The following is a 13,578-nucleotide window of genomic DNA, read 5'->3' on the forward strand; positions in this document are numbered from 1 at the left end:
TGCTACTATATTTTCACCCTAAATTGATTAAAACCCCTACAAAAAAATACACATTCAAAAAAAGCCTCTTAAAGTTGTTGATCGAGATATACAATTGTTCACTGATAATTAATCCACTTGCAGAGATGTTAATGGGTGAGGAAAAGATAGGGAACGAGCAGTTGAAAACCAACGCCTTCAGAAGAGTAAAATGTTCCTTACTCAAGCGACCTTGTGTCAACTTAACATGCTACACATGTAAAGTTTGTAAAATTGAAATAAATGGAGACGATTTAATTGGAAAACAGCAATCGAACCTTGATTGTTTTTTTCAGCTTACTGAAATTTAGACAATTTCAATAACATTTTGTAGCTTTATGTTCGTTTCAGCTAGTTTACTAGCCAATTTCGGTGTTTTACTGTCCAAACTAGCCAGTTTTCTATCCAACTTCGGTGCTTTACTGTCCAAACTAGCTAGGTTTCTATCCAACTTCGGTGCTTTACTGCCCAAACTAGCTGGGTTTCTAGCCAATTTCGGTGCTTTACTGTCCAAACTAGCTCGTTTTCTAGCCAACTTCGGTGTTTTACTGTCCAAACTAGCCAGTTTTCTATCCAACTTCGGTGCTTTACTGTCCAAACTAGTTAGGTTTCTATCCAACTTTGGTGTTTTACTGTCCAAACTGGCTTGTTTACTATCCAAATTAATAGTTTTACTGTCTAACTATTTCATTTCCTCACACTCTCAAGTTCAATAGACCTGCACCAAATACATTTACGTTATATTACAATCATTCATTTATAAGTGCTAAAGCCTGTGCCCCACATCCAGTTACACCTAAAGCGATTTGAGCAAGCATCGTGCGTTCTTCTTTTATTAGCATATGTGCAACATCTACAGTAACAACTTGAAATTGAATCGTGCCACCTGGTGGGAGCTGTGCGATTTTTGGTATGTCAGCAGTGATGACCGTTCCTATCGTTGTATAACCACCTATCGTTTGTCTGTCGGACATTAAAATAATAGGTTGACCGTTTGCAGATATTTGGATTGTGCCAACTGGTATTGGTTCAGAGATGATGTCCGCACCGATGTTATGTTCAATGGGTGAAGGTGATGTTAAGCGATAGCCCATGCGATCAGCTTGTTTAACAGTATACGTAGTTTGAGCGAATGTTTTTAAACTTGTGCTCGTGAATTGTTCCCTATGAGGGCTACTAATGATGCGAGCAACAATATGTTTTCCGTATGTAGGGACAGTATGTGTTGCAAGCCAATGATTTCGTATGACATTACCGTTTTGATGTAGTTTTGATTTCGTGTGCTCTTCATATGAATTATTACATTTTATAATATCTCCATCATCGATTGCTTGGCCAATATCAGCCTTTTCATAAGTTGATTTACTTCCCATTACTGTACGCACATCAAAGCCACCAGCTACAGTAATATAAGCACGCATACCTTCCTGCGGACCAGAGAATGAGAGTTCATCACCTTTGTTCAACAAAAATGCTTTCCACAATGGTGCTGGCTTGCCGTTTATTTTTGCTCCTAAATGAGCGCCGGTGATTGCTATGAGACATTTATTTTCTGCAATTAATAGTGGCCCAAGCATCGTAATTTCAATTCCCGCTTCACGTATGGAATTTCCAACTAATAAGTTACCTACCTTTAATGCCAATTGATCTATTGCACCAGAAACAGGCACCCCATATTTTTGGTAGCCATATCGACCTAAATCTTGGTATGTTGTAAATAACCCCTTCTTTTTCACAAAAAATATTGGCTTACCCATATACTAGCCACCTACTTTATTAATTGAAAATCCTTTGTCTGTTAATGTTTTATACAGTTTCTTTACGAACATCAACGCTTGTGGACCATCCCCGTGAACGCAAACTGTGTCAGCATGTAAATGTATATTTTCTCCTGTTATAGCCGTTACAGTTTTTTCTTGAACGATACCAATTATTTGATTGACTGCTACATTGTCATCATGAATGAGTGCATTATGTTCACTGCGAGGTGTTAATGTTCCATCTTGTTGATATGTCCGATCAGCAAATACTTCAGATGCTGTTGTTAATCCCAGTTCATGGCCGGCCTCGATAAGCTTACTGTTTGCTAAACCAAAAAGGATGAGCTGTGGATCTATAGCTTTAACGGCCTTAGCTATAGCAGCGGCAATTTGTCTATCTTTTACAGCCATATTGTACAGTGCTCCGTGCGGCTTCACATGCTGCATGTCTACATTATGAACTGTGCAAAATGCTTGTAAGGCTCCTAGTTGATAGATAACAAAATGATATACATCTTCCGGAGACACTTTCATTTCTCTCCTACCGAAGCCAATTAAATCTGGAAGCCCTGGGTGAGCACCGATAGCTACATTTTTTTCCTTTGCAAGTTTTACTGTTTTGGCCATGACGTTATGGTCCCCAGCGTGGAATCCACAAGCAATATTTGCAGATGTCACATACTCAAGGACAGCCTCATCTTGCCCGATCGTATATGCACCAAAGCTCTCTCCTAAATCACAGTTTAAGTCAATGCTTTTCAACATAAAGTCACCTCTTTATCCCTATGGTCATAGCTCTTTTAGTTATACTTTTTTACTACCTTCACTACGTACGTATCGTTATTCACCTGTTCCTGAATAAAGTAAAACTCATCCTCTGAAATAGGTGTAAAGCGAATATACTGTCCAGCATGAAAAAGAAATGGCTTTGCAGAGTCAGCATTAAAAAGTGGTAAAGGCGTCCTCCCAACGATGTTCCAGCCACCTGGCGAACCAACTGGATAAATCCCTGTTTGACGGTCAGCAATTCCAACAGAACCAGCAGCAACCTTTGTTCTAGGATTTGTAAGACGAGGTGTAGCAATTGCCTCCTCAACTCCGCCTAAATAAGGAAATCCAGGTAAAAAACCCATCATGTATATAAAATAATCTATACTGGAGTGTATTTGAATAACTTCACTTTCTGAAACACCATTTTCTTGCGCCACTCGAGTGAGATCTATGCCATATTCCCCACCATATAAAGTTGGGACTAAAACGACCTCATTCTGCTCCTCAACTTGAGCTCCAAGCTGGTGAAAGGCATGCTCTACTGAATCGACAATATGAAATATTTTCAGTTTCAGTGGGTTATAGTATACGTAAAAGCAATGGTAGGATGGCACAATCTCTACGATTCCATCTACCTTTCTCTCCTCTAACACCTTACAGACTTGATGAACATTCTTATTAGTATGTAACGAGATATCATCGCTTAATTGAATCTTTATTCCTGAATCACCAATAGGATAAAATGCAAATGGCTTCAAATCGATCACCCTATATTTTTGTCATTGTGGGAGGTTAATAATGATAAATGTTCGACGTGACCCCACACATTTTTTCAACCATAATTCTATACAACTAAAATAGTAGCGAGTATACAGTTTATTTGCTAAATACTCACTACTAACTAAATGGTGATTGTGAACAACCTTTGGTTAATTACGCTTCATCTAACACACCAATCATCGTTGTAACTGCCTTTATTAAATCTTCACTAGACCAACTTGGTAGCTTCCTATTTTTTAAGGCAAGCTCATGGGAAGCTGGAATATGGACAAACCCTGACGGAACTGGTTTATTATGCTGTTGCAAATATGTAAGCATAGTATACATCACATTGTTACATAAATAAGTGCCAGCAGAATTAGAGATTTCTGCAGGGAGTCCTTCCTCTTGTAAAGCATCTACAAAACGGCGAATTGGTAATGTTGAAAAAACACCATCAGGCCCTTCAATATTTATCAGCTGGTCTTTCATAGCTGCACCCGTATTGTCAACAGCACCATCATTACAGTTAATTGCAATTCTTTCTGGTGTTATTCGGTTATTTCCAGCCGCTAATCCTAACGAAATAACAGCGTCAGGTTCAATGTCCTCATATAGCTTTATTATTTCTTTACCTGACTTTGCAAATTCCACTGGTAGCACACGACCAAACACTTCATAATTTCCGATAGTCGTTTTATCTAATTTTTTCACAATGTCTTCAGTTGGATTAATAGGATTATCTAAAAACGGAACAAATCCTGTTAATAGTAGTTTTTTCATAGTAGTAACCCTCCTAATAGAAGTATAGCATGCTACAAACTACTTTAATAATAATTTACGACCTGGAAAACTTGTAACATTATTGCTCCATATAAAATGAAAGAAAGGAAACATTAATGATGGAGATTTAATCGTACTAGTTGGTTGCGGTGCGGGTCTTGGATGGGGAGGGATTACCCTTCGTTGGAGTAAATAAAATGCATGTCTAGTAAATTGCTAACAAAGTTAAAGCAGCTAAAGAACAGTGCTTGACTTTAGCTGCTACTTCGTCTGAGATTAACAATAGTATTTCCTGCAATTTTGTAACCTATCAAACATCCAATACATGCTCTTCTAGCGTTCTAGTTATTTTATATGGGCCTCCCTTTTCATCATTTGAAGTGATGACCATCGTCACACCACTATCAGGGTAAAAAGATGAGTGAAATGATAAGCCTGGATCGTACCCCATTACATGATATTTATAAATTCTACTATTCTTTTTCTTAATCCATATACCATACCCATAGTAGTCATCACCATCTTCATGAGTATGTGGAGTTAACAATTCGTTAGTACACCTTTCACTTAATAATTCATAACTAAATAGCCCATTCCAAAACTTCATCATATCAGGGGCAGTTATAAATGCACCACCATCAGCACCACCTTTTATAGGAATAGCGTAAGTGTTTGTTCTCCATGTACCCTCTTCATCGTTATCTATATAGCCAATAGCTGTGTTTTTAGGTAGTCTGTCAAGTGAAAAATAACCTGACTCTCTCATTCCGCATGGCATAAAAATATGCTGTTCGACATACTCTGTAAAACTTAAACCTGTTTGTTGCTCTACAATGAGTCCTAACAAGATAAATCCGGTATTATTATAATGAAATCTCTCGCCAGGTGTGAACAACATTTTCTCGTTTTGGAACATTGGCAGAAAGCTTTTTAAAGTGTTCATCACATACATTGGTCTATCTTTCCACAGGTCTTCATAATCTTCAATAACTTCCTCGTTATAGTAGTCAGGGATACCTGAAGTATGGGTTAACAGGTGATGAATCGTTACTGCTTCATCGAAGTGTGGGAATTCAATTTCTAAACACTCATCGAGCCTTGTATTGAATGATAATAATCCCTTCTCTACTAACTGACAAATAGCAATAGAAGTGAATAATTTACAGCCAGAGGCAATTCCAAAGCGTGTTTTTATTGTGTTAGCAACCTCTTCTGATCTATTTGCGTAGCCATGACTTTCTTCAAAAATATTATTCTTGTCATCCTTTAGTAAAATGACTCCAGAAAACGTTGTTTCTTTAACAACTTTTGATATCACTGAATTGATGTCTGTTCTTTTAATTTGCATAACTATCGTCCCTTTCATTACTTGTTATTTTTATATTCATCGGATTATCGATACTCTCTACCTATAAGATAGATAATTAATTTACTCAATCTAGTTACTCTTCAATTAACATGGAATAATTTTCTACATAATTCATAATCTATTATATATTTATTACACAAGATAAAAATATACCTAGAATAATAATAGTCATTTTTTACACTACCTTGCCTCGTATCATGTGTTGTGAGAAGGAGATCTCAACCACAACATGGATAAGATATGTCAAAGTAAAAAAACAAGCAGACCTTCACTCCAATTTTTTTCTCACCTATGTTTAACAAGTAATGACTCATGGCGGCTTTTGTTTTAATTGTTGCTTTTCAACATAAGGGCTACTCACGTTCAGCTTCTTATCTTCTCTACAGGCTATAAAATCGGATAATACATTTTAGTTATTCATAATAAGTGAAAAAAGGCAATAAAATGAAAGCAGTAAGATGGAGGTTTATGCGGCTGTCATTGTTTATATAGAATAATAGAAGACACGCACCCAGTTCTGTATACATATATGTTCTAACGGGAAAACAGTCTTACATTAAGAGGTGATTTACAATGAAGAAAACACTGACTGGAGGGGTTTTGTTAATCATGTCCTTATTAATTGTAGCCTGTTCCAATCAATCTGAAGAACAGCTAAAAAACGGGTCAATAGAGAAAAACACACTTTCAATTCCAGTTAAAAATGGTACTTTAACAGCTGTTCTCGACATACCAGAGGGAACGGATTCTCTACCTATTACTATTATTATTGCGGGTTCTGGTCCTACAGACAAAGATGGGAATACAGTCGGGGCAAACGGTAAGAACAATAGTCTAAAAATGCTCTCTGATGCCTTGAATGAACGTGGTATTGCAACTCTGCGCTATGACAAACGAGGTGTAGGAGATAATACAGGCCTCGTTAACAAGGAAGAAGACTTAACAATCGAATCATACGTAAATGATGTTGTAGCGATTGTTCATTATATCCAAAAAGATAGCCGATTTGCTTCAGTAAATATCGTTGGACATAGTGAAGGTTCATTAATTGGAATGATAGCTGCACAGGAAGCATCGGTTGATAAATTTATTTCTTTAGCTGGTGTAGGGCAATCAGCCGATAAGCTCTTGCTCGAACAACTTGATGGACAATTACCGCCAAAATTAATGGACGAAACGAAAAATATTCTGAATCAACTTAAGCAAGGAAAACAAGTAACAGATGTTTCTCAAGAATTAAGTGCTTTATTTAGGCCTTCTGTGCAACCTTATTTAATTTCTTGGTTTACATATAATCCAGTAGATATTATTAGTTCACTCAACATACCCCTATTAATTGTAAATGGGACAAACGATATACAAGTAACTGAAAAAGAAGCACATCTGCTTAAAGAAGCAAACCCTCAAGCTGAATTATTTATGATAGAAGGAATGAATCATATATTAAAACAAGCTCCTGCTGATAGAACAGGAAATCTTGCAACATATACAAATGCAAATTTGCCTCTTGACGAAGAACTAAGCACAAAATTAGTTCAGTTTATTTTAAAATAAATGACTGTATGAAAAGCGTAAGCACCATGGTCTTCTCCGACATGCCTTAGAGTCATTTCGTTTCAAGGGCACTGTTCCCTTTGACGAAATGACTTGAGAGACTGGAAGACGTAGCTTCTGATCGATAAAACTATGCTGCTATTACATGTTCCTTCGACCTCTTATATTTTAAAGAAATGTAGATTGATAATATGCCGTTCAATGCTAGAAGAATCATCATTAAATTAGTAAGGAACGCAACGTCCGGACCGAATACTTTAATTGAATGCCAAGGTGATCCAACGCTATAACTAAATACCGGCTTGATGGCAAATGCTAATACTAATAGCAACATACCAATGATGCTCCACCTTTTTCTTCGTCGAACTTTTACTGATTTAACGGTAATTAATCGGTAAACAAACAACATAATTAATAGAACAACTATTCCTAATATAATCAACTGCAAGATAGGAGTGAACTTCGATATCTCAACTGGATCATCACCATGTAAAATGTTTATCATTCCTTGTTTTAGGTTTACAAGTGCCACTTCTTCTAAAGCATGATTTTTATTAGTGAGAATGACACCACCCCACTTTGATTCAGGAAGATAAAATACTTCAGAGTGCGAATCAGGCGTTGAACCTGAATGCCATACTATTTTATCCTCAGAATATGGGTTTGAAATTCTAATACCTAAACCATAGAATCGATTATCACCTGTTTGAACATGAGGAGTTAAATAAAGGTTCATATATTTTTCATTTAGCAATGAATTTCCATCTTGTTGACTGAGAAAACGTATGAATTGAACCATATCTTCTGCACTAGCCGTGATGTACCCATAGGGTGCTCCACCATTATCATATGTTACTGAACTTTTTCGTGGAATTCCAAACCATGACTGGTACCCAGCTAAATACCCTCTTTCATATGCTGTATCATTATCTGCTGCAGCATTATTCATACCTAACGGCGAAAATACTTGCTCTTCCATATACTCACTATATGTTTGATTCGTTACTTCCTCTATAAGGGCACCAAGAATTAAGTAGTTAGCATTACTATATTGATGTTTTTCTCCTGGTGTAGCTGTTAACTTAGTGTCTGAGAGACTTTCCACATTGTTCTTAATCGCATTGAAACCTTGAGAACCTTGGTCTGATAATAATAAGCCAGAGTATGTACTTATACCACTCGTTTGAGTAAGTAATTGCTCGATCGTTATTTTAGATGCTGCTTCTTTATCTTTAAGGGAAAACCAAGGAAGATACATTTGAATAGGATCGTCTAGTTGAACGGTACCTTCTTCAATTAATTTCATAACCGCTAAGCCCGTTAAGGATTTACTAATTGATCCAACAGTAAACGGAGTTCGAGTCGTAACCTCCTCCTCAGATTCTCCAGTCACCCCCCAGCCTTGCGAAAAAAATAGTTCTTTATCTTTAACAATTGCAATTGAAGCACCTGGTATTCGTTGCTCCTCTAAGTAAGACTCTACATATTTTCCGATCGTATTCTTCAAGTCTTCTTCTGCGAAAGCTCGAGGTTCTTGTTGATTGAAGAAAAACAGATGAAGTAATAAGGATACCAGTATAACTTTACCTATACTTTTTCTTACGTTCATATCTTCACCTCTTATATCTTACTTTACGTAAATAAACCACTACTAGTAATGACAATAACAAGGAAATTGCAAGACTAAAAACCATTAGCATAGCATTCCACCATGTATTATCTGAGATCTGGTATAAAATATTATAGTTAAACGTATCATTCGAGTATGTTGGATCAAATGCTCTAGTTAATGACATAGAAAATATGAACTGTGTACAAAGATAGGTTACGATGAGGGTAAGCACTCCTATTGGAAATAACATACCTTTCTTTGGTTTACTTTGTTGTATTTGTTTAAGTCCAGCAGCTGAATCTATACCGTTGACTTCCAAAAAATCAGTAATAAATGTAGCAGGATCTCCTAATTCACTAATCGCATCATCACCATGCTCACGAGCTTCTTGTATATGTTCCAGAAGCTGCTCTTTAATACGACTTCTTTCTTTTGAGCTTATTTGGTACCTTTTTAACTCATCAAGCACTTTGTTTACATATTGTTGTTCTGCAATGCTTAATTCCATTTTCATTCAAAATCCTCTCCCTTTAATCCACTATTTAGTAAAGATTTAATATCACTCTGTAACTGTAACCATTCATCAATTTTCTTTTGAAGATACAATTCTCCTTGATCGTTAATTTCATAATACACACGAACTTTACCACTATCTGTCATTTCACGATAAGTATCTACCCATTCTTGATCTTTTAACTTCGTCAATATTGGGTAAATACTGCCTACTCCTTTCAATTTTAAATTGTGTTGTTCTAACTCCTTCATAATTTCATACCCATAGCTTTTTTTCTTTGACAAAATCGACAGTACACACATTTCTAAATGACCTTTTATTAAACTTATTCTATTCATGAAATAAATTTAACACATACATATACTTCTTTCAAGTATATAAAATAAAAAAATGTACTTTTTTGGAAATAATGGTGTAGATAGTAATATTACCTTGTACAAACTGCACTAAAATAACACCGTTAAGTAATGCTTACACGATTCCTACCGAGTCAAACAAACCTACTAACAACAATAATCAAATAATAAAACAACCAAATAAAAAAGCTGACTCCTATTTTGTAACAGGATCAGCTTTGCAAATGAACTTATTATATTTGTTATTACTGGATCTAGATATAAGGACAAGAAGTTATAACATTTTATTGAAAGGCTATTTTCGTAAATTTTGTTTCTTTTTCCCTTACATTTGATTAATTGATGTACTTTAGAGGTGAAAAGATCCCCCTAAATATTCATGATTAGCTTTTAATTAGGAAAAGCAAAAGTAATTAATACGAAAACAGCCTATTGAAATGATTACTGTGAAGTGTTTTTGCGATATTCGTCCGTTAAAACACCAGCAAATCCCCAGTTTTCATCTTCAATTTCTTGTATAACAATATGAGTGTGCTCGGGCTTTTTTCCTAATACACGACCGAGAGTTTCTGTAAAATCTTTAACGATTTGCTCTTTTTGTTCTCGACTTGCACCTTTTGTTATTTGAAGATTAATATAAGGCATTTCTTCACCCCCATAAATTCTATTAACCGCACCCCATGTAAGCAGGTGACAATTTTATATCATTCAATAACAATTTTTCATTTCTTCAACTTCTTTTCAACATAGAATGCACCAATGATAAGGAGCACAAAAGCTCCTATAATAAATAAAGCTGGCGATGAAACACCCTTATGTTCCCCTCTTCTAACAGCTTTTTTATAAACCCCATCTTCAACTTGCACTGCAATGGCTTCATCTGTACTTATACCTTGAATAGCGTAATATTTCGTACCTTCCTTATAAGCATTCGAAAAATTACCTGAGTAAGATTCCATATCTGAATATCTAGTTACTTTACCTATTTTCCTACTTACATTCGTCACAGCTTCATCAAGCACTTCATACGAATAACCTTTCCATACGACAAATTCATACGCCCACTCAGTTGCAAAAGAGCTGCTTGGTAATAGTAACATGTGTGTGAAAGAAAATATTAATACAAGTTTACAAACATGGTTAAACTTCATTTTACCCTCCTTCACGTCATGCTCTTACACTACCGACAATCTAAGTATTAATCATTACTAGATTAACATAAAATACCAAATATTTGCTATTTTATACGCGGATATTCTATTGTATTGGGTTGTGTTATATATTTATTTCAGTAAAAAAAGTGCTAATATGATGTAAAACTAGCTTTGGATTCAGGAGTTAACAGGAAGACGATGGGTCAAGCATGTAACGATAAAAATTATATCCCTAGCCAAAATGTTATGAGGAAAATATTAAAGTCAGCTAGGAAGGTTGATTGTAGAGTTAAGATGAATGATTTTTGGGACATGTAAAAAAGACTGAAATTTTCACTTTATTGTCAACTGGGCAGAAGTAAATAAATTTTTCACTTTGGTCATCAAGAATGATTCGCTTTCCACAATGCAGCATAGAAAAATTTTGTATCTTAATTTCATCACTTGAAAAATTCTCTTCAATATACTTATTAACCGCATCAGCATGTTTTCTCAATTCCTTTTTCCTTTTTCCTTCTTCCTTTTCTTCTTTCTCTTTCTTGTCTTTATGTAGATGTCAAGCTTGACTATATCTTGATGATACATATCTAGTATGTTTTCTGCTTGCTGAATATTCTTTTCGGTATTCTCTGTATTATCTATGATAGATTCTAGATAGGCTAGATTTTTGTACAACTCACCTATCAGTTGAGCGTGCTTCTTGATATCCTTCAATTTTGAATCTCCCTTCACTACTAAACTATTTTCTCATAATAATGAGTAGTTTTTTAATCTTTAGTGCAGTATTGCGAAAAAGGACACAAATTTGGACATCATTTTTACATAAAAAATATGCAAGAAATTCGGGAAATAATTAAATTGCCTCTGACCAAAACGTTGATAAATCAACAATGTATAAAATTATGTATATTTGATAAATTTTTTATCTTAAAAACCATTGCTATATCAAAGATTGTGAAAATGTATTGGTTCCTATAGTTGCTATTATGTAAATATTCTATACATGGATATACAAGAAGCTGGAGTTATCAATCGCCAGCTTCTGGAAATCTTCATTCTCTAAGATAATTGGGTTATTTGCAGCGAAGGTCGTATAAAAGTAACTGATTGCCCTTGTGTTGTGGTTGACAGTACAGTAGAAATTACATCAGTAGTGTTTAGCAATTGAATGGTAGTCCTTGATAATGTAAGATTTAGAGTTTCAGGGTTAGAATCGGTTACACCAATTGCTGTATCAGCCTGTGGGATATTGTTTATTGTTATTTCAATTTGAAAATCAAGGGATGCACTAGCGCCAAAGTCCAAGGCTTGCACAGTAAATGAAATTTCATAGTCTCCGCTATTTTGCACAGTTATCGAACCCGCAGCAGGATTAAGAGTTGTCATATTAAAAGGACCTGGCATATTATATCCGCCTAGTGGAATAATTCGATCCCCATCAACTACCGAAAATGGGTCTTGATCATCACGTAAAACACCATAAGATAAAGGATTACCGGGAGGTCCCTGTGGCCCTGGTGGTCCTTGAGCCCCCTGTTTCCCTGGTGGCCCTTGAGGTCCTTGAGGTGGTGGTGGAACAACTCTACATTTACAATCTTTACCTTTCATAATTATTTTCACCTTCTATAATTGTTTTTACTTTATTTTATGGTCATTTTCTATAGAAAGGTTGGACTAACATGCTTAGCGTGACTAAAATGTACTGAAGTCTATGTTAATTATGTATTTTTAAACAAGTTCCTATAGTTGCTATTATATAAACTAGAATTGAATATGGTATTCATTGATATACAAAGAAGCTGACCTTTTACGCCAGCTTCCTTCAATTTCAATTATGGGCACATATCATTGACAATCTCTCCAGTGAAGCAAGTTGGTCTGTTTTCATCAGTATTCTGATCAATTGTGACATTACCTGAACTTGCACTTAGTTGAACCTGTACTTGTTCACCACAAAGTAAGTTAATTGAAGTACTTACGTTTACACAACCCGATTCTAAATCCCCTGTAAATCTAATCGAATCGCAAGCGATAATCATTTGATTTACACCCACTAACTTCACTATAAAAATCAAGGCACTCGTTCCTATACTAGCGCTTAAAAAAGCAGAGCTAGTGAAATGGTAAATACCATCACATGGTGCAGTGAATGCTGATGTCGCTGGGTCATAATTACCTGGTGGCGTTACACAATCATAGAGTACAGATGGAAACATGATTACGTCTGTATCATCAGCATTCACTGTCTGGAAAGCGTTATTTTCCGCCCGAAAACTAACAATTTTAGGAGTCCTTGGTAGTCCTAGTGGTGAAGGTGTGACAACTCTATATTTACAATCTTTATCTTTCATTATTATTTTCACCTTCTATAATTATTTTCACTTTATATTTATGGTTATTAACTATAGAAGATTGGACTAACATATATAACGTGACTAAAATGTGCAGATGTCTATGTGAATTGTACATTTTCCAACAATTATGATATTCTAATCATAGACAAGCAGTAAATGCATACAATAAGAAAGACCGAAGGTGCTGTAACACCGACGGTCGATACAATAGACGATTCCAAGAGGATCGGCTGATAAATCGAGATAGACCACCCAATCGCTCCCGCTAAAGAGTTAAGGGTGGTCTATTTTTTGTCGTTTTTATTAAAAGACAGTACCGAAATAATCAGCCCGCAAAATGCAATTGCCAACATCAACGCTTCAAATACCGTCATACGCCTCACCCCCTTTCAGGGAATGAAGCCGACCACCCTTAGAAATTCGTCATTGTATTCCAATTATACCATAGGTGCCCATGTTATGATTAATCCAACCCTTATCATATTATATGTATCAATACTCAAGTTCGTATAGAGTGATGTACAAGCTTTTGAAAAATATGTAAAGGGAGCTAAGCTACGATATACCGCAAAGT

Annotated in this window: 18 protein-coding genes; 2 read left to right on the forward strand and 16 right to left on the reverse strand. The window is 35.7% G+C overall.

What is annotated here, in order from left to right:
- Positions 1-325 precede the first annotated feature (325 nt).
- The 5 genes from V1503_RS07900 to V1503_RS07920 form a co-directional block, all read right to left on the reverse strand.
- On the reverse strand, positions 326-658 hold the full coding sequence (locus V1503_RS07900; RefSeq protein ID WP_410626117.1) for a hypothetical protein: 333 nt from the start codon (positions 656-658) through the stop codon (positions 326-328).
- Positions 659-767: 109 nt separating this feature from the next.
- Positions 768-1,775: a 5-oxoprolinase subunit C family protein gene (locus tag V1503_RS07905; RefSeq protein WP_410626119.1), complete on the reverse strand. Its 1,008-nt coding sequence runs from the start codon at positions 1,773-1,775 to the stop codon at positions 768-770.
- 3 nt (positions 1,776-1,778) lie between these two features.
- On the reverse strand, positions 1,779-2,540 hold the full coding sequence (locus tag V1503_RS07910; RefSeq protein WP_214484001.1) for a 5-oxoprolinase subunit PxpA: 762 nt from the start codon (positions 2,538-2,540) through the stop codon (positions 1,779-1,781).
- 38 nt (positions 2,541-2,578) lie between these two features.
- Complete coding sequence (gene pxpB / locus V1503_RS07915; RefSeq protein ID WP_410626121.1) at positions 2,579-3,307, reverse strand: 5-oxoprolinase subunit PxpB; 729 nt, start codon at positions 3,305-3,307, stop codon at positions 2,579-2,581.
- A 175-nt stretch (positions 3,308-3,482) separates the two neighbouring features.
- On the reverse strand, positions 3,483-4,091 hold the full coding sequence (locus V1503_RS07920) for a pyroglutamyl-peptidase I (RefSeq protein ID WP_410626123.1): 609 nt from the start codon (positions 4,089-4,091) through the stop codon (positions 3,483-3,485).
- Between the two features lie 112 nt (positions 4,092-4,203).
- Here V1503_RS07920 and V1503_RS07925 point away from each other — a divergent pair, with 112 nt between their 5' ends.
- A complete protein-coding gene (locus V1503_RS07925; protein ID WP_410629410.1) occupies positions 4,204-4,287 on the forward strand; it encodes a hypothetical protein in 84 nt (27 codons plus the stop codon).
- 114 nt (positions 4,288-4,401) lie between these two features.
- Here the strand turns inward: V1503_RS07925 and V1503_RS07930 are convergent, their stop codons facing one another.
- Positions 4,402-5,439: a serine hydrolase domain-containing protein gene (locus tag V1503_RS07930; protein WP_410626125.1), complete on the reverse strand. Its 1,038-nt coding sequence runs from the start codon at positions 5,437-5,439 to the stop codon at positions 4,402-4,404.
- Positions 5,440-6,033: 594 nt separating this feature from the next.
- Here V1503_RS07930 and V1503_RS07935 point away from each other — a divergent pair.
- Positions 6,034-7,014, forward strand: coding sequence for an alpha/beta hydrolase (locus V1503_RS07935; RefSeq protein WP_410626127.1), 981 nt, complete (start codon positions 6,034-6,036; stop codon positions 7,012-7,014).
- A gap of 130 nt (positions 7,015-7,144) precedes the next feature.
- Here V1503_RS07935 and V1503_RS07940 read toward each other — a convergent pair whose 3' ends face one another.
- The 10 genes from V1503_RS07940 to V1503_RS07985 all read right to left on the reverse strand — a co-directional run bounded on the left by V1503_RS07940 (position 7,145) and on the right by V1503_RS07985 (position 13,378).
- Positions 7,145-8,623, reverse strand: a complete 1,479-nt coding sequence (locus tag V1503_RS07940) for a serine hydrolase domain-containing protein (protein WP_410626129.1) — start codon at positions 8,621-8,623, stop codon at positions 7,145-7,147.
- A 4-nt stretch (positions 8,624-8,627) separates the two neighbouring features.
- Complete coding sequence (locus V1503_RS07945) at positions 8,628-9,140, reverse strand: hypothetical protein (protein ID WP_410626131.1); 513 nt, start codon at positions 9,138-9,140, stop codon at positions 8,628-8,630.
- The gene (locus V1503_RS07950; protein ID WP_410626133.1) at positions 9,137-9,478 is read right to left on the reverse strand and encodes a PadR family transcriptional regulator; all 342 of its coding nucleotides are present in this window, start codon (positions 9,476-9,478) and stop codon (positions 9,137-9,139) included. The genes V1503_RS07945 and V1503_RS07950 overlap by 4 nt, the downstream gene beginning before the upstream one ends.
- Positions 9,479-9,937: 459 nt before the next feature.
- Positions 9,938-10,141: a tautomerase family protein gene (locus V1503_RS07955; RefSeq protein WP_214483971.1), complete on the reverse strand. Its 204-nt coding sequence runs from the start codon at positions 10,139-10,141 to the stop codon at positions 9,938-9,940.
- A gap of 77 nt (positions 10,142-10,218) precedes the next feature.
- Positions 10,219-10,647: a hypothetical protein gene (locus V1503_RS07960; RefSeq protein ID WP_320259422.1), complete on the reverse strand. Its 429-nt coding sequence runs from the start codon at positions 10,645-10,647 to the stop codon at positions 10,219-10,221.
- Positions 10,648-10,939: 292 nt separating this feature from the next.
- Entirely contained in the window at positions 10,940-11,146 is a 207-nt protein-coding gene (locus tag V1503_RS07965) for a hypothetical protein (protein WP_410626136.1), read from the reverse strand.
- Positions 11,143-11,364 carry a hypothetical protein gene (locus V1503_RS07970; protein WP_410626138.1) on the reverse strand — a complete coding sequence of 74 codons (222 nt, stop codon included), beginning with the start codon at positions 11,362-11,364 and terminating at the stop codon, positions 11,143-11,145. Before V1503_RS07970 ends, V1503_RS07965 begins: the two co-directional genes overlap by 4 nt.
- A gap of 345 nt (positions 11,365-11,709) precedes the next feature.
- Complete coding sequence (locus V1503_RS07975) at positions 11,710-12,258, reverse strand: hypothetical protein (RefSeq protein WP_214483967.1); 549 nt, start codon at positions 12,256-12,258, stop codon at positions 11,710-11,712.
- A gap of 224 nt (positions 12,259-12,482) precedes the next feature.
- Positions 12,483-13,001 carry a C1q-like domain-containing protein gene (locus V1503_RS07980; protein WP_410626140.1) on the reverse strand — a complete coding sequence of 173 codons (519 nt, stop codon included), beginning with the start codon at positions 12,999-13,001 and terminating at the stop codon, positions 12,483-12,485.
- A gap of 287 nt (positions 13,002-13,288) precedes the next feature.
- Positions 13,289-13,378: a putative holin-like toxin gene (locus V1503_RS07985; protein WP_250886775.1), complete on the reverse strand. Its 90-nt coding sequence runs from the start codon at positions 13,376-13,378 to the stop codon at positions 13,289-13,291.
- Positions 13,379-13,578 lie beyond the last annotated feature (200 nt).

Source organism: Nanhaiella sioensis (assembly GCF_046557775.1).
Taxonomy (GTDB): Bacteria; Bacillota; Bacilli; order Bacillales; family SM2101; genus Nanhaiella; species Nanhaiella sioensis.